29 protein-coding genes are annotated in these 21,985 nt (G+C 65.8%); all 29 read right to left on the bottom strand.

Annotated elements, in window-relative coordinates; all coding sequences use genetic code 11:
• Positions 1 to 20: 20 nt before the first annotated feature.
• Positions 21 to 674 (bottom strand): adenylate kinase, encoded by a 654-nt coding sequence (locus ABZS54_RS10145; protein ID WP_355533002.1) that lies wholly within the window; start codon positions 672 to 674, stop codon positions 21 to 23.
• Positions 675 to 1,997, bottom strand: coding sequence for a preprotein translocase subunit SecY (gene secY, locus ABZS54_RS10140; RefSeq protein WP_020549217.1), 1,323 nt, complete (start codon positions 1,995 to 1,997; stop codon positions 675 to 677).
• A gap of 352 nt (positions 1,998 to 2,349) precedes the next feature.
• Entirely contained in the window at positions 2,350 to 2,808 is a 459-nt protein-coding gene (rplO, locus tag ABZS54_RS10135) for a 50S ribosomal protein L15 (RefSeq protein WP_355533000.1), read from the bottom strand.
• 1 nt (position 2,809) lies between these two features.
• Entirely contained in the window at positions 2,810 to 2,992 is a 183-nt protein-coding gene (gene rpmD / locus ABZS54_RS10130; protein ID WP_020549219.1) for a 50S ribosomal protein L30, read from the bottom strand.
• Positions 2,992 to 3,597, bottom strand: a complete 606-nt coding sequence (gene rpsE, locus ABZS54_RS10125) for a 30S ribosomal protein S5 (protein ID WP_020549220.1) — start codon at positions 3,595 to 3,597, stop codon at positions 2,992 to 2,994. The genes rpmD and rpsE overlap by 1 nt, the downstream gene beginning before the upstream one ends.
• Before the next feature lie 46 nt (positions 3,598 to 3,643).
• Positions 3,644 to 4,027 (bottom strand): 50S ribosomal protein L18, encoded by a 384-nt coding sequence (rplR, locus tag ABZS54_RS10120; protein WP_020549221.1) that lies wholly within the window; start codon positions 4,025 to 4,027, stop codon positions 3,644 to 3,646.
• 2 nt (positions 4,028 to 4,029) lie between these two features.
• Complete coding sequence (gene rplF, locus ABZS54_RS10115; protein WP_020549222.1) at positions 4,030 to 4,569, bottom strand: 50S ribosomal protein L6; 540 nt, start codon at positions 4,567 to 4,569, stop codon at positions 4,030 to 4,032.
• 18 nt (positions 4,570 to 4,587) lie between these two features.
• Positions 4,588 to 4,986 (bottom strand): 30S ribosomal protein S8, encoded by a 399-nt coding sequence (rpsH, locus tag ABZS54_RS10110; RefSeq protein ID WP_020549223.1) that lies wholly within the window; start codon positions 4,984 to 4,986, stop codon positions 4,588 to 4,590.
• Positions 4,987 to 5,173: 187 nt separating this feature from the next.
• Complete coding sequence (locus ABZS54_RS10105) at positions 5,174 to 5,359, bottom strand: type Z 30S ribosomal protein S14 (RefSeq protein WP_161360669.1); 186 nt, start codon at positions 5,357 to 5,359, stop codon at positions 5,174 to 5,176.
• A 44-nt stretch (positions 5,360 to 5,403) separates the two neighbouring features.
• Positions 5,404 to 5,973 (bottom strand): 50S ribosomal protein L5, encoded by a 570-nt coding sequence (gene rplE / locus ABZS54_RS10100; protein WP_020549225.1) that lies wholly within the window; start codon positions 5,971 to 5,973, stop codon positions 5,404 to 5,406.
• Positions 5,973 to 6,296: a 50S ribosomal protein L24 gene (gene rplX, locus ABZS54_RS10095; protein ID WP_355533077.1), complete on the bottom strand. Its 324-nt coding sequence runs from the start codon at positions 6,294 to 6,296 to the stop codon at positions 5,973 to 5,975. Before rplX ends, rplE begins: the two co-directional genes overlap by 1 nt.
• Positions 6,297 to 6,311: 15 nt before the next feature.
• A complete protein-coding gene (gene rplN / locus ABZS54_RS10090) occupies positions 6,312 to 6,680 on the bottom strand; it encodes a 50S ribosomal protein L14 (RefSeq protein ID WP_020549227.1) in 369 nt (122 codons plus the stop codon).
• A gap of 62 nt (positions 6,681 to 6,742) precedes the next feature.
• Entirely contained in the window at positions 6,743 to 7,024 is a 282-nt protein-coding gene (rpsQ, locus tag ABZS54_RS10085) for a 30S ribosomal protein S17 (protein WP_355532996.1), read from the bottom strand.
• Positions 7,021 to 7,254: a 50S ribosomal protein L29 gene (rpmC, locus tag ABZS54_RS10080; protein WP_020549229.1), complete on the bottom strand. Its 234-nt coding sequence runs from the start codon at positions 7,252 to 7,254 to the stop codon at positions 7,021 to 7,023. Before rpmC ends, rpsQ begins: the two co-directional genes overlap by 4 nt.
• Positions 7,254 to 7,673 (bottom strand): 50S ribosomal protein L16, encoded by a 420-nt coding sequence (gene rplP, locus ABZS54_RS10075; RefSeq protein WP_020549230.1) that lies wholly within the window; start codon positions 7,671 to 7,673, stop codon positions 7,254 to 7,256. The genes rpmC and rplP overlap by 1 nt, the downstream gene beginning before the upstream one ends.
• A 5-nt stretch (positions 7,674 to 7,678) precedes the next feature.
• Positions 7,679 to 8,554, bottom strand: a complete 876-nt coding sequence (rpsC, locus tag ABZS54_RS10070) for a 30S ribosomal protein S3 (protein WP_355532993.1) — start codon at positions 8,552 to 8,554, stop codon at positions 7,679 to 7,681.
• The gene (gene rplV, locus ABZS54_RS10065; RefSeq protein WP_026217944.1) at positions 8,554 to 8,898 is read right to left on the bottom strand and encodes a 50S ribosomal protein L22; all 345 of its coding nucleotides are present in this window, start codon (positions 8,896 to 8,898) and stop codon (positions 8,554 to 8,556) included. Before rplV ends, rpsC begins: the two co-directional genes overlap by 1 nt.
• A gap of 43 nt (positions 8,899 to 8,941) precedes the next feature.
• Positions 8,942 to 9,223: a 30S ribosomal protein S19 gene (gene rpsS, locus ABZS54_RS10060; protein WP_020549233.1), complete on the bottom strand. Its 282-nt coding sequence runs from the start codon at positions 9,221 to 9,223 to the stop codon at positions 8,942 to 8,944.
• Positions 9,224 to 9,234: 11 nt separating this feature from the next.
• Complete coding sequence (rplB, locus tag ABZS54_RS10055; RefSeq protein WP_355532991.1) at positions 9,235 to 10,071, bottom strand: 50S ribosomal protein L2; 837 nt, start codon at positions 10,069 to 10,071, stop codon at positions 9,235 to 9,237.
• A 34-nt stretch (positions 10,072 to 10,105) separates the two neighbouring features.
• The gene (gene rplW, locus ABZS54_RS10050; RefSeq protein ID WP_020549235.1) at positions 10,106 to 10,447 is read right to left on the bottom strand and encodes a 50S ribosomal protein L23; all 342 of its coding nucleotides are present in this window, start codon (positions 10,445 to 10,447) and stop codon (positions 10,106 to 10,108) included.
• On the bottom strand, positions 10,444 to 11,121 hold the full coding sequence (gene rplD / locus ABZS54_RS10045) for a 50S ribosomal protein L4 (RefSeq protein ID WP_020549236.1): 678 nt from the start codon (positions 11,119 to 11,121) through the stop codon (positions 10,444 to 10,446). The genes rplW and rplD overlap by 4 nt, the downstream gene beginning before the upstream one ends.
• Before the next feature lie 5 nt (positions 11,122 to 11,126).
• A complete protein-coding gene (gene rplC / locus ABZS54_RS10040) occupies positions 11,127 to 11,771 on the bottom strand; it encodes a 50S ribosomal protein L3 (RefSeq protein ID WP_355532988.1) in 645 nt (214 codons plus the stop codon).
• A gap of 13 nt (positions 11,772 to 11,784) precedes the next feature.
• A complete protein-coding gene (gene rpsJ / locus ABZS54_RS10035; RefSeq protein WP_020549238.1) occupies positions 11,785 to 12,093 on the bottom strand; it encodes a 30S ribosomal protein S10 in 309 nt (102 codons plus the stop codon).
• Positions 12,094 to 12,617: 524 nt separating this feature from the next.
• Positions 12,618 to 13,811, bottom strand: coding sequence for an elongation factor Tu (gene tuf, locus ABZS54_RS10030; protein ID WP_355532986.1), 1,194 nt, complete (start codon positions 13,809 to 13,811; stop codon positions 12,618 to 12,620).
• 132 nt (positions 13,812 to 13,943) lie between these two features.
• Positions 13,944 to 16,073: an elongation factor G gene (fusA, locus tag ABZS54_RS10025; RefSeq protein WP_355532984.1), complete on the bottom strand. Its 2,130-nt coding sequence runs from the start codon at positions 16,071 to 16,073 to the stop codon at positions 13,944 to 13,946.
• Between the two features lie 42 nt (positions 16,074 to 16,115).
• Positions 16,116 to 16,586, bottom strand: coding sequence for a 30S ribosomal protein S7 (gene rpsG, locus ABZS54_RS10020; RefSeq protein WP_161360661.1), 471 nt, complete (start codon positions 16,584 to 16,586; stop codon positions 16,116 to 16,118).
• Positions 16,586 to 16,960: a 30S ribosomal protein S12 gene (rpsL, locus tag ABZS54_RS10015; RefSeq protein WP_020549242.1), complete on the bottom strand. Its 375-nt coding sequence runs from the start codon at positions 16,958 to 16,960 to the stop codon at positions 16,586 to 16,588. The genes rpsG and rpsL overlap by 1 nt, the downstream gene beginning before the upstream one ends.
• A gap of 449 nt (positions 16,961 to 17,409) precedes the next feature.
• Positions 17,410 to 17,910, bottom strand: coding sequence for a DUF4190 domain-containing protein (locus ABZS54_RS10010; protein WP_355532981.1), 501 nt, complete (start codon positions 17,908 to 17,910; stop codon positions 17,410 to 17,412).
• A gap of 163 nt (positions 17,911 to 18,073) precedes the next feature.
• The gene (locus ABZS54_RS10005) at positions 18,074 to 21,949 is read right to left on the bottom strand and encodes a DNA-directed RNA polymerase subunit beta' (RefSeq protein WP_355532979.1); all 3,876 of its coding nucleotides are present in this window, start codon (positions 21,947 to 21,949) and stop codon (positions 18,074 to 18,076) included.
• Between the last annotated feature and the right edge of the window lie 36 nt (positions 21,950 to 21,985).

Here is a 21,985-nt window from a genome sequence, read left to right as displayed (position 1 = left end):
CTGTCGCGGCCGACGCCCGATCAGGCGCCGAACTCCCGAAGCGCGGTCATCGCGCGCACGGTGACCTCCTTGACCGGACCCGTCGCCTGGATGGGCAGCAGGAGGTTGCGCTCGGAGTAATAGCCGACCAGGGGTTCGGTCTGCTCCTTGTACACGTCCAGGCGGTGCCGGACGGTCTCCTCGCGGTCGTCGTCGCGCTGGTACAACTCGCTGCCGCACTCGTCACAGACGCCCGGCACCTTCGGCGGGTCGGTCAGGATGTGGCAGACGTGCCCATTGGCCCGGCACTGCCGGCGGCCGGAGATGCGCTGGATGATCTCCGAGTCGTCGACCTTGAGCTCGAGCACCACGTCGAGCTCGGTGTCGTTCTCGGCGAGGATCTCGTCGAGCACCTTGGCCTGAGCGGTGTTGCGCGGGAACCCGTCGAGGAGGAAACCGGCGGCGACGTCCGGCTGCGCGAGGCGCTCCCGGACCATGCCTATGGTCACCTCGTCGGGTACGAGGTTGCCCGCGTCCATGTAGGTCTTCGCCTCGCGGCCGAGCGGGGTGCCCTGACTCACGTTGGCGCGGAAGATGTCACCGGTCGAGACGGCGGGAATCGACAGGTTGGCGGCGATGTACTGGGCCTGGGTTCCCTTACCCGCGCCGGGAGGCCCCACGAGAACGATACGCATTTAGCGGAGGAAGCCTTCGTAGTTGCGCTGCTGGAGCTGACTCTCGATCTGCTTCACGGTTTCCAGACCCACTCCCACGATGATCAGGATGCTCGTGCCGCCGAACGGGAAGTTCTGGTTGGCGTTGAAGAGCACGAGCGCGATGCTGGGTACCAGCGCGATCATGCCCAGGTACAACGATCCGGGCCACGTGATCCTGGTGAGGATGTAGTTCAGGTATTCCGCGGTCGGTCTGCCGGCGCGGATCCCCGGAATGAAGCCACCATACTTCTTCATGTTGTCGGCTACTTCTTCGGGGTTGAACGTGATGGCCACGTAGAAGAACGCGAAGAAGACGATCAGCAGGAAGTACGTGATCATGTACAGCGGATGGTCGCCCTTGACGAAGTGGCGTTCGATCCACACCGCCCAGTCCGATTTCCCACCGCTGAACTGAGCGATGAGGGCCGGGATGTACAGCAGCGACGAGGCGAAGATGACGGGGATGATGCCCGCCTGGTTCACCTTGAGCGGGATGTAGGTCGAGGTCCCGCCGTAGGCGCGACGCCCGATCATGCGCTTGGCGTACTGCACCGGGATCCGGCGCTGCGCCTGTTCCACGAAGACCACCAGGCCGACCATCACGAGGCCGATGGCGATGACGGTGAAGAACGGCACCCAGCCGCCGCCGATGGTGCCCTGCTCCTTGATGGTCCACAGCGCGGCCGGGAAGCCGGCGGCGACCGAGACGAACATCAGGATCGACATGCCGTTGCCGATGCCGCGGTCGGTGATCAGCTCACCGAGCCACATGATCGTCGAGGTGCCGGCGGTCATCACGGCGACCATGACGATCACCCGGAAGAGCGAGTCGTCCGGGACGATGCCCTGCGGGTCGCAGGTCGCGCTGCGGGCGCTGGAGAACAGCGCGCCGCTGCGGGCGGTGGCGATCAGTGCGGTCGACTGCAGGATCGACAGCGCGATGGTCAGGTACCGGGTGTACTGGGTGATCTTCGCGGTGCCGGACTGGCCCTCCTTCTTGAGGGCTTCCAGCCGCGGGATCACCACGGTCAGCAGCTGCAGGATGATGCTCGCCGTGATGTACGGCATGATCCCCAGCGCGAAGATCGTGAGTTGCAGCAGCGCGCCGCCGCTGAACATGTTCACGAGGCCGAACAGGCTGTTCCGGTTGGAGTCCTCCACGCAAGAGCGCACCATCTCGAACGAGACGCCCGGTACCGGGATATGCGACCCGATCCGGAAGAGGACGATGATCGCCAACGTGAACAGCAGCTTCTTGCGCAGGTCGGGCGTGCGGAACGCCCTGGCGAACGCGGTGAGCACACTGCCTCCTGCGCCCCGCCCGTCTTAGGGGCGAGTCGATCGAGTCGTCGGTCCGGATAGGACCACTGGTCAGGTCCCACACAGGGAACCTCACGGACAATAACAGCGCCGACGGCCCGGAAGTATCGCCCCGGTCCGACGTTCCTGCGACATGACGCAACACACGGTAAAAACAGAGCAAGTCATGTGTGGGAGTGGAGCAACCAACCTGCCCCCACGACACAGCAAACCACAGGGGCGTCACCACCTTACCGGCGTGACGCCCCTGCGCTATAGCCTCCAACGACGTCAAGGCCCGTTCGGTACCGATCCGAACGGGCCATGACGGTCAAACCTTGTCCACGCCTACGGGTCAGACCGACAGTTCGTCGGCCGAACCGCCCGCGGCGGCGATCTTCGTCTTCGCCGAACCGGAGAAGGCGTGCACCTTCACCTGGACGGCAACCGAGATCTCGCCGGTGCCCAGGATCTTGACGGGCAGGTTCTTGCGAACCGCGCCCTTCTCGATCAGACCCTCGACGGTGACCTCGCCACCGTTCGGGTACAGGGACTCGATCTTGTCCAGGTTCACGACCTGGAACTCGACCCGGAACGGGTTCTTGAAGCCCTTGAGCTTGGGCAGCCGCATGTGCAGCGGCATCTGCCCACCCTCGAAGCGGGCCGGCACCTGGTAACGAGCCTTGGTGCCCTTGGTGCCACGACCGGCGGTCTTGCCCTTGGAGCCCTCGCCACGACCCACGCGGGTCTTGGCGGTCTTGGCGCCCGGGGCGGGCCGCAGGTGGTGCACCTTCAGCGGGTTGTCAGCACCCATGTCAGTCGACCTCCTCGACGGTGACGAGGTGCGACACCGTCGCGATCATGCCGCGGATCTCCGGGCGGTCTTCCTTGACGACCACGTCGTGGACGCGCTTGAGACCGAGCGAACGGAGAGTGTCCCGCTGGTTCTGCCTGCCACCGATCTTGGATCGGGTCTGCGTCACCTTGAGACGTGCCATTACGCACCAACCCCCGCGCGGGCCCGCAGAAGCGCGGCCGGGGCCACGTCCTCCAGAGGCAGGCCACGACGGGCCGCGATCTCCTCGGGGCGAACGAGCCCCTGGAGCGCCGCGACGGTCGCGTGCACGATGTTGATCGGGTTCGACGAACCGAGCGACTTGCTCAGCACGTCGTGGATGCCGGCGCACTCGAGCACGGCGCGCACGGGGCCACCGGCAATAACACCGGTACCCGGCGATGCCGGCTTCAGGAGCACGACGCCGGCAGCCTTCTCACCCTGGATCGGGTGCGGAATGGTGCCCTGGATACGGGGGACCTTGAAGAAGTGCTTCTTGGCCTCTTCAACACCCTTGGCGATCGCGGCCGGCACCTCCTTGGCCTTGCCGTAACCGACACCTACGGTGCCATCGCCATCGCCAACCACGACCAGCGCGGTGAAGCTGAAGCGACGACCACCCTTCACGACCTTGGCGACGCGATTGATCGCGACGACGCGCTCGACGTAAGCGGTCTTCTCGGCGGCTGCGCCACCATCACGTCGATCCCGCCGGTCCCGCCGCTCGCCGCCGCCGGCGCCGCCACCGCGGCGCTGGGGTCCAGCCATCAGAATGTCCTCATCTGTCGTTCGAAGCTTGTCCGGAGCAGCGGGCTCAGAAGGTGAGCCCGTTTCCGCGTGCGGCATCCGCGAGGGCGGCGATACGACCGTGGTACTTGTTACCACCGCGGTCGAACACGACAGCCTCTACACCGGCAGCCTTCGCGCGCTCGGCGACCAATTCGCCGACCTTGCGAGCCTGAGCGGTCTTGTCGCCCTCACCACCACGGATGGACGGGTCCATCGTGGAGGCCGAAGCGAGAGTGTGGCCGGCGATGTCGTCGATAACCTGCGCCACCATGTGACGGGTGGAGCGGCTCACGACGAGACGGGGCCGCAGCGGGGTGCCGGAAACCTTCTTCCGCACCCGAATGTGCCGGCGCTTGCGTGCGACAGACTTCTTCGCAACGCCCTTGCCGGTCTTCACGCCGACAGCCATGCCTACTTACCAGCCTTTCCGACCTTGCGGCGGATGACCTCGCCGGCGTACTTGACGCCCTTGGCCTTGTACGGGTCGGGCTTCCGCAGCTTGCGGATGTTCGCGGCGATTTCACCGACCTTCTGCTTGTCGATGCCTTCGACCGAGAAACGGGTCGGGGCCTCGACCACGAAGGTGATGCCCTCCGGGGCCTCGACGACGACGGGGTGGCTGAATCCGAGCGCGAACTCCAGCGAGGAGCCCTTCGCCTGGACTCGGTAACCGACACCGCTGATCTCGAGCTTCTTGATGTATCCCTGGGTCACACCAGTGATCATGTTCGCCACCAGCGTCCGGGACAGCCCGTGCAGGGCCTTCGAGCGACGCTCGTCGTCGGGACGGGTCACCGCGAGGGTGCCGTCATCCGACTTTGCGATCTCGATCGGGGCGGCGATGGTGTGCGACAGGGAACCCTTGGGGCCCTTCACGACAACCTCGCGGCCATTGATGGTGACGTCCACACCGGTGGGAACCGGGATGGGGAGACGTCCGATGCGCGACATTGCTCTCCTTCCCTTCCCTTACCAGACGAAGGCGAGGACTTCCCCGCCCACGCCCTTCTTGGCTGCCTGCTTGTCGGTGAGGAGACCGGTCGACGTCGAGATAATCGCGACGCCGAGGCCACCGAGCACCTTCGGCAGGTTCGTGGACTTTGCGTACACCCGCAGACCGGGCTTCGACACACGGCGGACGCCGGCGATCGAGCGCTCGCGGTTCGGGCCGTACTTGAGGACGACGGTGAGCTTCTTGCCCACCTCCGCGTCCTCGACGCGCCAGCCCTGGATGTAACCCTCCTGCTGGAGGATCTCCGCGATGTGCGACTTGATCTTGCTGAACGGCATCACGACGTCGTCGTGATATGCCGAGTTGGCGTTCCGCAGACGGGTCAGCATGTCTGCGATGGGGTCGGTCATGGTCATGACGGCCTCAAGGCCTTTCTCGCCGTGGTTTCCCGGCGTGCGATCCCTCGCCCCGCCACCCTCCCCAGGGAGAGCGGCGAGGCGACGACTGCGGTGCGGGACCTACGACGTCGTTACTGTTCTCGCTCGTCCCCGCGGGACGGGCGATGTGCCGGGTCGCGCCGGCCGCCGAAACGGCCGCCGCGAACTACCAGCTGCTCTTGGTGACGCCCGGCAGCTCACCGGCGTGCGCCATCATGCGCAGGCACACGCGGCACAGGCCGAACTTGCGGTACACCGAGTGAGGGCGGCCACAGCGCTGGCAGCGCGTGTAGCCACGAACCTCGAACTTCGGCTTGCGGGCGGCCTTTGCGATCAGGGCCTTCTTCGCCACGTCTCAGTCTCCTTGTTGCGTTCCTCAGTCGGCGAGCCGACTGCTCACGCTTCCTTGAACGGGAAGCCGAGGAGACGCAGCAGAGCGCGGCCCTCGTCGTCGTTCTTGGCGCTGGTCACCACAGTGATGTCCATGCCGCGAACGCGGTCGATCTTGTCCTGGTCGATCTCGTGGAACATCGACTGCTCCGTGAGACCGAAGGTGTAGTTGCCGCGGCCGTCGAACTGCTTCGGCGAGAGGCCGCGGAAGTCGCGGATACGCGGCAGAGCGATCGACAGCAGACGGTCGAGGAACTCCCACATCCGGTCGCCGCGCAGTGTAACGTGCGCGCCGATCGGCTGACCTTCACGCAGCTTGAACTGCGCGATGGACTTGCGGGCCTTCGTGACCTGGGGCTTCTGGCCGGTGATGGCCATCAGGTCCTTGATCGCGCCGTCGATCAGCTTCGAGTCGCGGGCGGCGTCGCCCACACCCATGTTGACCACGATCTTGGTGACACCCGGAACCTGCATGACGTTCTCGAACGAGAACTCTTCACGCAGCTTGCCGAGGATCTCCTCGCGGTAACGCTGCTTCAGACGCGGCAGTTCGCGCGCCTCAGTGGTGACCGTCATCAGATGTCCTCACCGGTCCGCTTGGCGTACCGGATCTTGTTGCCCTCGTCATCGAACCGGAAGCCGGTCCGCGTCGGGACCTTCTTACCGTCCTTCTCCACCACCAGCATCACGTTGCTGACGTGGATGGAGGCTTCCTGGGTGATGATGCCACCGGTCTTGGCACCCTTGGCGGACTGACCGACCTTGGTGTGCTTCTTGATCCGGTTGACGCCCTCGACCAGGACGCGCTCCTTCGGCGGGAAGGCCGCGATGACCTTGCCCTGCTTGCCCTTGTCCTTGCCCGTGATGACCTGTACCAGGTCACCCTTCTTGATCTTCATCGCCTTCGCCATTGGTTAGAGCACCTCCGGCGCGAGCGAGATGATCTTCATGAACTTCTTCTCACGAAGCTCACGGCCGACCGGGCCGAAAATACGGGTGCCTCGGGGTTCGCCATCGTTCTTCAGGACAACGGCGGCGTTCTCGTCGAAGCGGATGTAGGAGCCGTCGACACGCCGGCGCTCCTTCACGGTCCGCACGATGACCGCCTTGATGACGTCACCCTTCTTCACGTTGCCACCGGGGATCGCGTCCTTGACGGTGGCAACGATGACGTCCCCGATGCCCGCGTAGCGCCGGCCGGAGCCACCGAGCACACGGATGCAGAGAATCTCCTTCGCACCCGTGTTGTCGGCGACTCGCAGTCGCGACTCCTGCTGGATCACGTCTAACTCCTGATCGTCACGTCGCGGTCACGACCCACGGTTGGTGGGGCGACCGGCGCTCGCTACTTGGCCTTTTCGAGGATCTCGACGATGCGCCAACGCTTGCTGGCGGACAGCGGCCGAGTCTCCATGAGGACGACACGGTCACCGACGCCACAGGCGTTCTGCTCGTCGTGAGCCTTCAGCTTGTTCGTGCGGCGGATGACCTTGCCGTACATCGGGTGCTTCACGCGGTCCTCGACGGCGACGACGACGGTCTTGTCCATCTTGTCGCTGACGACGAGGCCCTCACGGGTCTTGCGGAAACCCCGGGTTGCTTCAGTCATCTCAGTCTTCTCGCTCACGCCGCGCCTCCGGTCTCCTGCACGTCGATGCCCAGCTCGCGCTCGCGCATCAGCGTGTAGATCCGGGCGATGTCCTTACGGACAGCCTTGAGCCGCCCGTGGTTTTCGAGCTGCCCGGTCGCCGCCTGGAAACGGAGGTTGAACAGCTCCTCCTTGGCTTCGCGGAGCTTGGCGACGATTTCCTCGTCACCGAGTTCGCGGAGCTCGGACGCCTTGGTAACGGCCGCCATCACGCCTCACCAGCCTCGCGCCGGACGATCCGGCACTTCATCGGCAGCTTGTGCACGGCGCGGGTAAGCGCCTCACGAGCCACCTTCTCGTTCGGGTACGACAGTTCGAACATCACCCGACCGGGCTTGACGTTCGCGACCCACCACTCGGGCGAGCCCTTACCGGAACCCATGCGGGTCTCGGCAGGCTTCTTGGTCAGCGGACGGTCGGGGTAGATGTTGATCCACACCTTGCCACCACGGCGAATGTGCCGGGTGATGGCAATACGAGCGGACTCGATCTGACGGTTGGTCACGTACGCCTGGCCCAGGGCCTGGATGCCGTACTCGCCGAACGCCAGTTCCGTACCGCCCTTGGCGCGGCCACCACGCTTGGGGTGGTGCTGCTTGCGGTGCTTGACCCTGCGGGGGATCAGCATCGGGGTCAGGCCTCCGATCCGGATTCGGGCGCCGAGTTCACAGCCTCGGCCGCCGGCGCGGAGCCGGTGTCCGAGGAACCGGTGGCCTGCGCGTCGTTCTGCTGCGGACGTCCGCCGCGGCCACCACGGCCACCGCGCTCGCCGCCACGACCGCCGCCGCCACCCTCGCCACCACGACGGGGACGCTCGGGAGCGCCGCCGCGGGCGGGACGGTTGCTGGCACGAGCCGCGGCGTTCTCGGCGCGGACCTCGGCGATGTTCTTGACGTCGCCCTTGTAGATCCACACCTTCACACCGATGCGACCGAACGTCGTACGGGCCTCGAAGAAGCCGTAGTCGACGTTGGCGCGCAGCGTGTGCAGCGGCACGCGACCCTCACGGTAGAACTCCGAGCGGGACATTTCGGCCCCACCCAGACGACCACCGCACTGGATCTTGATGCCCTTGGCCCCGGCCTTCATGGAGCTCTGCATCGCCTTGCGCATCGCGCGGCGGAAGGACACGCGGCTCGAGAGCTGCTCGGCCACACCCTGCGCCACAAGCTGAGCGTCGACCTCGGGGTTCTTGACCTCAAGGATGTTCAGCTGAACCTGCTTGCCGGTGAGCTTCTCCAGCTCACCGCGGATGCGGTCGGCCTCCGCACCACGACGGCCGATGACGATGCCCGGCCGGGCGGTGTGGATGTCGACGCGGACGCGCTCACGGGTGCGCTCGATCTCTACCTTCGAGATCCCGGCGCGCTCCATGCCCTTCGTCATCATCTGACGAATCTTGACGTCCTCGCCGACGTAGTCCTTGTACAGCTTGTCGGCGTACCACCGGGACTTGAAGTCCGTGGTGATGCCGAGACGGAACCCGTGCGGGTTAACCTTCTGGCCCACTAGCGGGTCCTCTCCTTCTCGGCGACAACCACGGTGATGTGGCTGGTGCGCTTGCGGATGCGGTACGCCCGGCCCTGTGCCCGCGGACGGAAACGCTTGAGGGTCGGACCCTCGTCCACGTAGGCGGCGGACACGTACAGGATGTTCGTGTCCAAGTTGTGGTTGTGACCGGCGTTGGCAATGGCGCTGTCCAGCACCTTGCCGACCGGCTCACTCGCGGCCTGCGGAGCGAATCGCAGGACCGCCTGGGCCTCCGCGGCGTTCATGCCACGGATGAGGTCCACCACACGGCGGGCCTTCATGGGCGTGACGCGGATGTACCGCGCCTGAGCCCTGGCTTCCATCGACGTCCCCTTGCTCATCTCGATATCCATGCGATTCGCCGCGTCAGCGACGACGCGACTTCCGGTCGTCCTTCTCGTGACCGCGGAAGGTCCGAGTCGGCGCGAACTCGCCGAGCTTGTGGCCGACCATCGACTCGGTCACGAACACCGGGACGTGCTTACGGCCGTCGTGCACCGCGATCGTGTGGCCCAGCATCGCCGGGACGATCATCGAGCGGCGGGACCAGGTCTTGATGACGTTCTTGGTTCCCTTGTCGTTCTGTACGTCCACCTTCTTGATGAGGTGGCCGTCGACGAAGGGTCCCTTCTTGAGACTGCGCGGCATCGAGACTGCTCCTAGCGCTTCTTGTTCGTCTTGCGGCGGCGGATGATGAGCTTGTCGCTGGCCTTCTTCGGCCGGCGAGTACGACCCTCGGGCTTACCCCAGGGGCTCACCGGGTGGCGACCACCAGAGGTCTTACCCTCACCACCACCGTGCGGGTGGTCGATGGGGTTCATCGCCACACCGCGGACGGTCGGGCGCTTGCCCTTCCAGCGCATGCGACCGGCCTTGCCCCAGTTGATGTTCGACTGCTCGGCATTGCCGATCTCGCCGATCGTCGCCCGGCAGCGCACGTCCACCAGGCGAATTTCGCCCGAGGGCATGCGGAGGGTCGCGTGAGCGCCCTCCTTCGCCAGCAGCTGCACGCTGACACCCGCGGAACGGGCGATCTTCGCGCCGCCACCGGGCCGAAGCTCGATGGCGTGGATGACCGTACCGACCGGGATGTTCCGGAGCGGCATGTTGTTGCCCGGCTTGATGTCGGCGCCCGGACCGTTTTCGATCCGGTCGCCCTGCTTCAGCTTGTTCGGGCACAGGATGTAGCGCTTCTCGCCGTCCGCGTAGTGCAGAAGAGCGATGCGCGCGGTGCGGTTCGGGTCGTACTCGATGTGAGCGACCTTCGCCGGAACGCCGTCCTTGTCGTTGCGCCGGAAGTCGATCAGTCGGTACGCGCGCTTGTGGCCGCCACCCTGGTGGCGAGCAGTCACACGGCCGTGGTTGTTACGACCACCCTTGCTGTGCAGAGGGCGGACCAGCGACTTCTCCGGCTCGGACCGCGTGATCTCGACGAAGTCGGCGACGCTGGCGCCACGACGGCCCGGCGTCGTCGGCTTGTACTTGCGGATGCCCATGGCTTCTCTTAGTCCTCGTCCGTATCAGCGGCCGTCAGCCGACGGGTCCACCGAAGATGTCGATCCGCTCGCCCTCTGCAAGGGTGACGATCGCGCGCTTCGTGTCCTTGCGCTTACCGAAACCGGTCTTGGTGCGCTTGCGCTTACCGACGCGGTTGATCGTGTTGACGCTCTCGACCTTGACTCCGAAGACCGCGATGACGGCCTGCTTGATCTGGGTCTTGTTGGCGTCGGGGTGCACGATGAACGTGTACTTGTTCTCGTCGATGAGCCCGTAGCTCTTCTCCGAGATCACCGGCTTCAGCAGCACGTCGCGCGGGTCGGTGTAGGTCTTGCTGGTGACCTTCGTCGTGCTCTCGACGGTGTCGGTGCTCACGCGTGGCTCCCTTCGAGCTCGTCGGAGCTCGCGACCGCCGAGGCGGCCTGGGCCGGTCCGGCGATGAAGCGCTCCAGAGCGGCCTTCGTGAAGACCACGTCGTCGGAGACGAGCACGTCGTAGGTGTTCAGCTGCCCGACCTCGAGCAAGTGCACCTGCGGAAGGTTGCGGGCGCTCAGCCAGGCAGTGGTGTCGGACTTCTCGACGACCAGGAGCACGTTCTTGCGCTCACTGATCTTGCCGAGCAGCGTCTTCGCCGCCTTGACCGACGGCTTGTCGCCCTCGATCAGCGCGGAAACGCAGTGGATGCGCTCGTGACGCGCCCGGTCGGAGAGGGCACCGCGCAGGGCGGACGCCTTCATCTTCTTCGGGGTCCGCTGCTCGTAGTCGCGCGGCACGGGACCGTGCACAACGCCACCACCGGCGAACTGCGGCGCGCGGGTCGAGCCCTGACGGGCGCGGCCGGTGCCCTTCTGGCGGTACGGCTTGCGCCCACCACCACGAACCTCGCCACGAGTCTTGGTCTTGTGCGTGCCCTGACGAGCCGCGGCGAGCTGGGCCACGACGACCTGGTGGATCGTCGGGATGCTCACCTGGACGTCGAACAGCTCCGCGGGGAGGTCGATCGTCCCGGACTTCTCGCCGGCGGGCGAAAGAACGTCAATGCTGGTCATGAAATTCACACACCCTTCGCAGCAGTGCGCACCAGAACCAGGCCGCCGTTCGGACCGGGGACCGCACCCTTGATCAGGAGCAGGCCCTTCTCGGTGTCGACGGCGTGCACGGTCAGGTTCTGGGTGGAGACGCGCTCGTTACCCATGCGGCCTGCCATGCGCACGCCCTTGAACACACGACCCGGGGTGGCGCAGCCACCGATCGAGCCGGGCGAACGGTGCTTGCGCTGCGTACCGTGCGAGCTGCCGAGACCCTTGAAGCCATGTCGCTTCATGACACCGGCCGTGCCCTTGCCCTTCGAGGTGCCCATGACGTCGACCTTCTGGCCGGCCTCGAACACCTCGGCGGTGATCTCCTGCGCCAGCGTGTATTCGCCGGCGTCGGAGGTGCGGAGCTCGACCAGGTGGCGACGCGGAGTCACACCGGCCTTGGCGAAGTGGCCGGCGAGCGGCTTGTTCACCTTGCGCGGGTCGATCGCGCCGAACGCGATCTGGACGGCGGAGTAGCCATCGACCTCGGCGTTGCGGACCTGGGTCACGACGCAGGGCCCGGCCTCGACCACAGTCACTGGAACGACGCGGTTGTTCTCGTCCCAGACCTGGGTCATGCCGAGCTTCTTGCCCAGAATGCCCTTCATCTGCTTCGTCATCGTCGGTGCGTCCTCAGAGCTTGATCTCGATGTCGACGCCGGCCGGCAGGTCGAGACGCATAAGCGAGTCGACCGTCTTCGGCGTGGGGTCGAGGATGTCGATGAGCCGCTTGTGAGTGCGCATCTCGAAGTGCTCGCGCGAGTCCTTGTACTTGTGCGGCGAGCGGATGACGCAGTACACGTTCTTCTCGGTCGGCAGCGGCACCGGTCCCGCAACCTGCGCACCAGTACGCGTCACCGTCTCGACGATCTTCTTCGCCGAACTGTCGATGACCTCGTGGTCGTAGGCCTTGAGCCTGATGCGGATCTTCTGTCCCGCCATGGCTGCTTCGAATTCCTTCTCTCGTACCGCTGCGGATCACCCCCGCTGACACGGGGAGAAGACTTGGGCTGAAAACCCCTTGGGGTTTCCCTTCCCCGCCGACCCCCGCGGTCGGGCGTGTCGCTCTGTTGCTCACAAGCACCCCTTGGAAACCCTTACGGGCGGCCTGGGGGCCTGGGCAACGTACTCTCGGCGTCACCTTCGCTGCGGCAAGCGAAAGGACGACACGAGGTCGCTAAGCGACGACGCCGGCTGCATGGGTGGCAGGACAGAAGTCCACCGATTGTTCGGAGTCAACGGGGCAGGCGCCCGATCCTGTCTGTGCGACAGGCACGGCGCAGCCCGTTGTCTATCCGAGCAACTTGGCTAGTATGCCCCACGAATGGCGGCCTTGGCCAATCGAGCGGCTCCCCCAGGTTTGAGAGAGCGCCCGAGCGATGGATATCCGGTCCCACCTTGGGGGTGGAATCGATCCGGACAAAGCCCCGCCCGCCGACCCAGGTGGACCGGCGGGCGGGATTTCATCACTTCTTGATCTTGACGACCTGGCCGGCGCCCACGGTGCGGCCACCCTCGCGGATGGCGAAACGCAGGCCCTCTTCCATGGCGATCGGCTGGATCAGCGCGACGTCCATGCCGGTGTTGTCACCCGGCATGACCATCTCGGTGCCCTCGGGGAGGGTCACCACGCCGGTCACATCCGTCGTACGGAAGTAGAACTGCGGCCGGTAGTTGTTGAAGAAGGGGGTGTGACGGCCACCCTCGTCCTTCGACAGGATGTAGACCTGAGCCTCGAAGTCGGTGTGCGGCGTGACCGAACCCGGCTTGATGATGACCTGGCCGCGCTCGACGTCCTCGCGCTTGATGCCACGAAGGAGCAGACCGACGTTCTCGCCCGCCTGACCCTCGTCGAGCAGCTTGCGGAACATCTCGATGCCGGTGACCGTGGTGGTGGTCTTGGTCTCCTTGATGCCGACGATGTCGACAGTCTCGTTGACCTTGACGATGCCACGCTCGATGCGGCCGGTGACGACCGTGCCACGACCGGTGATCGTGAAGACGTCCTCGACGGGCATGAGGAACGGCTTGTCGGTGTCACGCGGCGGGGTCGGGATCGCCTCGTCGACGGCGGCCATGAGGCCGAGGAGCTTCTCGCCCCACTCCTTGTCGCCCTCGAGCGCCTTGAGCGCCGAGACACGCACGACCGGAAGGTCGTCGCCCGGGAACTCGTACTCGGAGAGGAGCTCACGCACCTCGAGCTCGACGAGCTCCAGGATCTCCTCGTCGTCCACCATGTCGGCCTTGTTCAGCGCGACCACGATGTACGGAACGCCGACCTGGCGGGCCAGGAGCACGTGCTCCTTGGTCTGCGGCATCGGGCCGTCGGTGGCGGCGACCACGAGGATCGCGCCGTCCATCTGCGCGGCACCGGTGATCATGTTCTTGATGTAGTCGGCGTGCCCGGGGCAGTCGACGTGCGCGTAGTGACGGTTCTCCGTCTGGTACTCGACGTGCGCGATCGAGATCGTGATACCGCGCTGCCGCTCCTCCGGCGCCTTGTCGATCTGGTCGAACGGCGTGAAGGGGTTCAGGTCCGGGTACGCGTCGTGCAGCACCTTGGTAATCGCCGCGGTCAGCGTCGTCTTACCGTGGTCGATGTGACCAATGGTGCCGATGTTGACGTGCGGCTTAGTCCGCTCGAACTTAGCCTTCGCCACTGGGGTCCTCCTGTGGACTGGTTCTTTACGCCGTACGACGTCGGGTATCGGGGGTGAGCCGGGGCGGAGGCCCCGGAGTCCGCGTACGGACTCCGGGTCCCCCTGGTATCGCTGGTGCCGCGCCTGCGGTGATTACTCGCCGCGCGACTTGGCGATGATCTCCTCGGCGACGTTCCTCGGAACCTCGGCGTAGGAGTCGAACTGCATGGAGTAGCTCGCGCGACCCGAGGTCTTGCTGCGGAGGTCGCCGACATAGCCGAACATCTCCGACAGCGGGACCAAAGCCTTGACGACGCGCGCACCAAAGCGCTCGTCCATGGCCTGGATCTGGCCGCGACGCGAGTTGAGGTCGCCGATCACGTCGCCCATGTAGTCCTCGGGCGTGGTGACCTCGACGGCCATCATCGGCTCGAGAAGAGCCGGACTGGCCTGCCGAGCCGCTTCCTTGAACGCCTGCGAACCGGCGATCTTGAACGCGAGTTCGGACGAGTCGACCTCATGGTAGCCACCGTCGATCAGCGTCAGACGCACGCCGACCATCGGGTAGCCGGCGAGAACGCCGTACTGCATGGCCTCCTGCGCACCCGCGTCCACCGAGGGGATGTACTCCCTGGGGATACGGCCACCGGTGACCTTGTTGACGAACTCGTACGCGTCACCCTCGAGCGGCTCGAGCGCGATCTGCACCTTGGCGAACTGACCGGTACCACCGGTCTGCTTCTTGTGCGTGTAGTCCACGCGCTCGACGACCTTGCGGATCGTCTCGCGGTAGGCCACCTGCGGCTTGCCGACATTGGCTTCGACGCGGAACTCGCGTCGCATCCGGTCGACCAGCACCTCGAGGTGCAGCTCGCCCATGCCGCCGATGATCGTCTGGCCGGTCTCCTCGTCGGAGTGCACCTGGAACGAGGGGTCCTCGGCGGCGAGGGACTGGATGGCGACACCCAGCTTCTCCTGGTCGCCCTTGGACTTCGGCTCGATCGCGACCTCGATGACCGGGGCCGGGAACGTCATCGACTCCAGGATCACCGGGTTCGCCGGGTCGCAGAGCGTCTCACCGGTGGTGGTGTCCTTGAGACCCATCACCGCGATGATGTCGCCCGCGCCGACCGACGGGATCTCCTCACGCTTGTTCGCGTGCATCCGGTAGATCTTGCCGATCCGCTCCTTGCGGCCCTTCACCGAGTTCAGCACGGAGCTGCCGGCTTCCAGGACGCCCGAGTAGACCCGGACGAAGGTCAGCTTGCCCAGGTGCGGGTCACGCATGATCTTGAAGGCGAGGCCCGCGAAGGGCTCGTCATCGCTCGGCTGGCGAACGATGACCTCTTCCTCCTTGCTGACCGCGTGACCCTGGATGCCCTCGATGTCGAGCGGCGACGGCAGGTAACGGACGACCGCGTCGAGCAGGGGCTGAACACCCTTGTTCTTGAACGCGGTACCGCAGAACACCGGAGTGAACGTCGGCTGGCCCTTGTTGTCACCCTTGGTCGAGGCGATGGTGGCGCGACGGATCGCGGCCATCAGCTGCTCCGTGGTGGGCTCTTCGCCCTCCAGGTACAGCTCCATCATCTCTTCGTCGTACTCGGCGATCGTCTCGAGCAGCTTGCCGCGGTACTCGGCGGCGGCCTCGGTGTGCGTGGCCGGGATGTCGACGACGTCGTACATCTCGCCCTTGGCCGCCTCGGCCGACCAGACCAGCGCCTTCATGGCGACCAGGTCGACAACGCCCTGGAAGTCCATCTCGGTGCCGATCGGCAGCTGCATGACCAGCGGAACCGCGCCCAGCCGCTCGTCGATCATGTCGACACAGCGGTGGAACTCGGCGCCGGTGCGGTCGAGCTTGTTCACGAAGCAGATGCGCGGCACGCCGTACCGGTCGGCCTGACGCCAAACGGTCTCGGACTGCGGCTCCACGCCGGCGACACCGTCGAAGACGGTGACGGCGCCGTCGAGCACGCGCAGCGAACGCTCCACCTCTACGGTGAAGTCGACGTGGCCCGGGGTGTCGATGATGTTGATCGTGTGATCGACGTCGTCGAGCGTCCAGTGACAGGTCGTCGCGGCAGACGTGATGGTGATGCCGCGCTCCTGCTCCTGTTCCATCCAGTCCATGGTGGCAGCGCCCTCATGAACCTCACCGATCTTGTAGTTGACCCCGGTGTAGAACAGGATCCGCTCGGTGGTGGTGGTCTTGCCCGCGTCGATGTGGGCCATGATGCCGATGTTTCGGACCTTGGCCAGATCAAGAGCAGTGGTAGCCATCGTGGCTTGTCTTCTCTCGGCTTCTCGTCGTTGCGGGTGGAACTACCAGCGGTAGTGCGCGAAGGCCTTGTTGGACTCGGCCATCTTGTGGGTGTCCTCGCGGCGCTTGACCGCGGCACCCAGACCGTTGCTCGCGTCCAGGAGCTCGTTCATCAGACGCTCGGTCATCGTCTTCTCGCGACGGGCGCGGGAGTAGCCGACGAGCCAGCGGAGAGCGAGGGTCGTGGAGCGGCCCGGACGGACCTCGACCGGCACCTGGTAGGTCGCGCCACCGACACGGCGGCTGCGGACCTCAAGGGTCGGCTTCACGTTCTCGAGCGCGCGCTTGAGCGTGATGACCGGGTCGGTACCGGTCTTCTCGCGGCAGCCCTCGAGAGCGCCGTAGACGATCTTCTCTGCGACGGAGCGCTTGCCGTGCGAAAGGACCTTGTTCACCAGCGAGGTGACCAGCGGCGAGTTGTAAACCGGGTCGATGATGACCGGTCGCTTGGGGGCAGGACCCTTACGCGGCATTAGCTCTTCTCCTTCTTCGCGCCGTAGCGGCTGCGCGCCTGCTTGCGGTTCTTGACACCCTGGGTGTCGAGCGAACCACGAATGATCTTGTAGCGGACACCCGGGAGGTCCTTCACACGACCACCGCGAACGAGCACAATCGAGTGCTCCTGGAGGTTGTGACCCTCACCGGGGATATAGGCCGTCACTTCGATGCCACTCGTGAGGCGCACACGTGCGACCTTGCGAAGCGCAGAGTTCGGCTTCTTCGGCGTCGTCGTGTAAACACGGGTGCACACGCCGCGACGCTGCGGGCTCCCCTTGAGCGCCGGAGTCTTGGCCTTGTCGACCTTGTCCTGGCGGCCCTTTCGGACCAGCTGCTGGATCGTGGGCACCGCGTCTCCGTCTTCTTCGTGCCGAGCGGTCTTTTTGAAGCGACTGCAATGTCTGAATCGGCCTGCATCCCGGTCGACGCCGGAGCCAACCGCAAGTCCGACCCCCGCGGTCGGGCGTGTCGCCCGGTCTTGGGAGTGTGCTTGCTTAGGAGGCTGTGGGTCGGTCTCTCGCGCCCTCTCACGCACGCATCCCGTGGGGATTGCGGTGAGCGCAGGCACAAGAGCCCGGGGACACCCCAGGCACAAGGAGAGAGACTACCTACCACAGCAGCAGAGGTCAAAGCGAAAAGAAAGACCCCCACCGCGACATCGAATTCGGCGCTCTCACCTTCGTGGAGCACCGAATCGTTCAGGGCGGTACATCACCCTCCGAGCCCCACCGTACCCGGCATCGCGGCCGGAGGCGAACGAGCGCGCGCCCTGCTCCCGCCCCGCGGGACGAACGTGACTCACCACACCCCGCGCAGCGTGCCGAACAGGTTCAGCCGCTCCGAATAGCCGTGGTGGTTCGAGTCCAGCACGACCACCACGATGGTCAGCGCCAGCAAGGCCATGCCGACCCAGCCCAGCACCACGCCGGCGATCGCCATGCCCCGGCCCTGCTGACCCGTGCGGGCGGTCTGGGCCAACGCTATGTGCCCGAAGATCACCGCGAGCAGGCTGCCCAGCCAGTACAGCCAGACGATCCCCAGGATCATCGACGCGATGGCCAGGCCGTTGGTGCCCGGCTGGGGCAGGTAGCCACCGTAGCCGGGGTACTGGTGGTAGCCGTATCCGTACGGCGGCTGCTGCCCGTACTGCGGCGCCTGGCCGTAGCCGTACGGGGTGGGCGGCTCCCCCGGTCCGTAGCCGTAGCCGTAGGGCGGGTACGGCTCGCCGTAGGGGCTCTGCGCGTCGCCGTGGGGCTGCTCTTGGTAGGGACCGTACTCGGACCCGCCAGGGGTGCTCATGGGGTTCTCCCGGAGTGGGACGGCGTTGCCGGCATCGTCGCACCGATCGGGGTGCGGTGGAGAGGTCTTCGTACACAGAGATACGGACATGTGACAGGGCCGCCACCCCGAAGGATGGCGGCCCTGTCTCCGCTACCGGTGAATCGGCCCGGCGATGGGCTGATCAGCCCTGGTAGCCGCCGAAGTCGTACTCCTCCAGCGGGACGGCCTGGCCGGAGCCCGAACCGAACGCGGAGTAGTCCGCCTCGTCGTACCCGGACATCGAGTACATCGCGGCCTTGGCCTCTTCGGTGGGCTCGACCCGGATGTTGCGGTAGCGGGGCATGCCCGTACCGGCCGGGATGAGCTTGCCGAGGATCACGTTCTCCTTCAGGCCCAGCAGCGGGTCCGACTTGGCGTGGATCGCCGCGTCGGTCAGCACTCGGGTCGTCTCCTGGAAGGAGGCCGCCGACAGCCACGACTCGGTGGCCAGCGACGCCTTCGTGATGCCCATGAGCTGCGGACGACCCGAGGCCGGGTGCCCGCTCTCCGACATCACCCGACGGTTCTCGGTCTCGAACCGGCCGCGCTCGACGAGCTCGCCCGGAAGCAGCTCGGCGTCGCCCGACTCGATGATCGTCACGCGGCGGAGCATCTGCCGAATGATGATCTCGATGTGCTTGTCGTGGATCGACACACCCTGCGAGCGGTAGACCTGCTGGACCTCCGCCACGAGGTGGATCTGCACCGCGCGCTGGCCGAGGATGCGCAGCACGTCGTGCGGGTTGACCGCGCCGACGAGCATCTTCTGACCGACGTCGACGTGGTCGCCCTCGTCGACCAGCAGGCGCGAGCGCTTGCTGACCGCGTACGCCAGTTCCTCGGAACCGTCGTCCGGGACCACCACGACCTTGCGGGTCTTCTCGGTGTCCTCGATGCGCACCCGACCGGCCGCCTCGCTGATCGGGGCGACACCCTTGGGGGTGCGCGCCTCGAAGAGCTCGACGACACGCGGCAGACCCTGCGTGATGTCGTCACCCGCCACACCACCGGTGTGGAAGGTACGCATCGTCAGCTGGGTACCGGGCTCACCGATCGACTGGGCGGCGATGATGCCGACCGCCTCGCCGATGTCCACGAGCTTGCCGGTCGCCAACGAGCGGCCGTAGCACATGGCGCACGTACCGACCTTGGACTCGCAGGTCAGCACCGAACGCGTCTTCACCGACTCGACGCCTTCGGCGACGAGGTGGTTGATGATCACGTCGCCGAGGTCGGCGTTGGCCGGGGCCAGCACCTTGCCGTCGACGACGACGTCCTCGGCCAGGTTGCGGGCGTACACGCTGGTCTCGACGTCGTCGTCCTTGCGGAGCACGCCGTCCGCGCCGCGGGTGGCGATCGACAGGACCAGACCGCGGTCGGTGCCGCAGTCCTCCTCGCGCACGATCACGTCCTGCGAGACGTCCACCAGACGACGGGTCAGGTAACCCGAGTCGGCGGTACGCAACGCGGTGTCGGCCAGACCCTTACGGGCACCGTGCGTCGAGATGAAGTACTCGAGGACGGACAGACCCTCACGGAAGGACGCCTTGATGGGACGGGGAATCGTCTCGTTCTTGGCGTTCGACACCAGACCACGCATACCCGCGATCTGACGCATCTGCATCATGTTTCCGCGAGCACCCGAGTCGACCATCATGAAGATGGGGTTCGTCTTGGGGAAGTTCAGGTTCATCGCCTCGGCAACCTCGTTGGTCGCCTTGGTCCAGATCTGAATCTGCTCCTGCTGACGCTCGTCCTTGGTGATCAGGCCGCGCTCGTACTGCTTCTGGACCTTCTCGGCCTGGGCCTCGAAGCGCTCCAGGATCTCCTTCTTCGCCGGCGGTACGACGACGTCGGAGATCGAGACGGTGACACCGGAACGGGTGGCCCAGTGGAAGCCGGCCTCCTTCAGGTTGTCCAGCGTTGCCGCCACGACCACCTTCGGGTACCGCTCCGCCAGGTCGTTCACGATGATCGACAGCGTCTTCTTGCCGATCTCCTCGTCGACGAACGGGTAGTCCGCCGGCAGGAGCTCGTTGAACAGCGCGCGACCGAGCGAGGTGCGCACGCGCAGCGGCGAACCGGGCTCCCAGCCCTCCGGCGCGACCCAGCCGCGCGAGGGGACCATGCCGGCCGGCAGCCGGAGTTCGATCTTCGCCTGCAAGTCGAGCTCACGGGCGTCGAACGCCATGATCGCCTCGGCCGTGGACGCGAAGACGCGCCCGTCGCCCTTGGTGTTCTCCCGCTCGGAGGTCAGGAAGAACAACCCGAGCACCATGTCCTGGGTCGGCATGGTGACGGGACGACCGTCGGCCGGCTTCAGGATGTTGTTGCTCGACAGCATGAGGATGCGGGCCTCGGCCTGCGCCTCCGCGGAGAGCGGCAGGTGAACGGCCATCTGGTCACCGTCGAAGTCCGCGTTGAACGCGGTGCACACGAGCGGGTGAATCTGGATGGCCTTGCCCTCGACGAGCTGCGGCTCGAACGCCTGGATGCCCAGACGGTGCAGCGTCGGTGCGCGGTTGAGCAGCACCGGGTGCTCGGCGATGACCTCTTCGAGCACGTCCCACACCACGGGGCGGGCGCGCTCGACCATGCGCTTGGCCGACTTGATGTTCTGCGCGTGGTTGAGGTCCACCAGGCGCTTCATCACGAACGGCTTGAACAGCTCGAGCGCCATGGCCTTCGGCAGACCGCACTGGTGCAGCTTGAGCTGCGGGCCGACGACGATGACCGAACGCGCGGAGTAGTCCACACGCTTGCCGAGCAGGTTCTGGCGGAAACGACCCTGCTTGCCCTTGAGCATGTCGGACAGCGACTTGAGCGGCCGGTTGCCCGGGCCGGTCACCGGACGACCGCGGCGGCCGTTGTCGAACAGCGCGTCGACGGCCTCCTGGAGCATCCGCTTCTCGTTGTTCACGATGATCTCGGGGGCACCGAGGTCGAGCAGACGCTTCAACCGGTTGTTGCGGTTGATCACGCGGCGGTACAGGTCGTTCAGGTCGGAGGTCGCGAAGCGGCCACCGTCCAGCTGCACCATCGGACGCAGGTCCGGCGGGATCACCGGGACGCAGTCCAGGACCATGCCGTTGGGGCTGTTCCGGGTCTGCTGGAACGCGGAGACGACCTTGAGGCGCTTGAGCGCCCGGGTCTTCTTCTGGCCCTTGCCGGTGCGAATGATCTCGCGCAGCTTCTCGGCCTCGGCGTCGAGGTCGAACGACTCCAGTCGACGCTGGAGCGCCTGCGCGCCCATGCCGCCCATGAAGTACGTGCCGAAGCGGTCACGCATCTCACGGAAGAGGATCTCGTCGCCTTCGAGGTCCTGGACCTTGAGGTTCTTGAACCGGGTCCAGACATCGTCGAGACGGTCGAGCTCGCGCTGATTGCGGTCGCGCAGCTGCTTCATCTCGCGCTCGGCACCCTCGCGCACCTTGCGGCGGACGTCGGACTTGGCGCCCTCGGCCTCCAGCTCGGCGAGGTCGGTCTCGAGCTTCTTCTGGCGCTCTTCGACGCTGGCGTCACGACGCTGCTCGATCTGCTGACGCTCGACCGAGATCTTGGCGTCGAGGGACGGCAGGTCGCGCTGGCGACGCTCGTCGTCGACGTACGTGATCATGTACGCCGCGAAGTAGATGACCTTCTCGAGGTCCTTCGGGGCGAGGTCGAGCAGGTAGCCGAGGCGGCTGGGCACGCCCTTGAAGTACCAGATGTGCGTGACCGGCGCGGCGAGCTCGATGTGGCCCATGCGCTCACGACGCACCTTGGCGCGAGTGACCTCGACGCCGCAGCGCTCACAAATGATGCCCTTGAAGCGGACGCGCTTGTACTTGCCGCAGTAGCACTCCCAGTCCCGGGTCGGACCGAAGATCTTCTCGCAGAAGAGCCCGTCCTTTTCCGGCTTCAGGGTGCGGTAGTTGATGGTCTCGGGCTTCTTGACTTCACCGTGCGACCACTGGCGGATGTCGTCTGCGGTAGCGAGGCCGATACGCAGCTCGTCGAAGAAGTTGACGTCGAGCACTGTTTCGTCAATCCCTCTTTCGGGGTTTGGTCCCGG

The sequence above is a fragment of the Embleya sp. NPDC005575 genome, assembly GCF_040605455.1.
In the GTDB taxonomy this organism is placed as follows: domain Bacteria; phylum Actinomycetota; class Actinomycetes; order Streptomycetales; family Streptomycetaceae; genus Embleya.
This window is presented reverse-complemented; position numbering and strand designations above follow the sequence as displayed.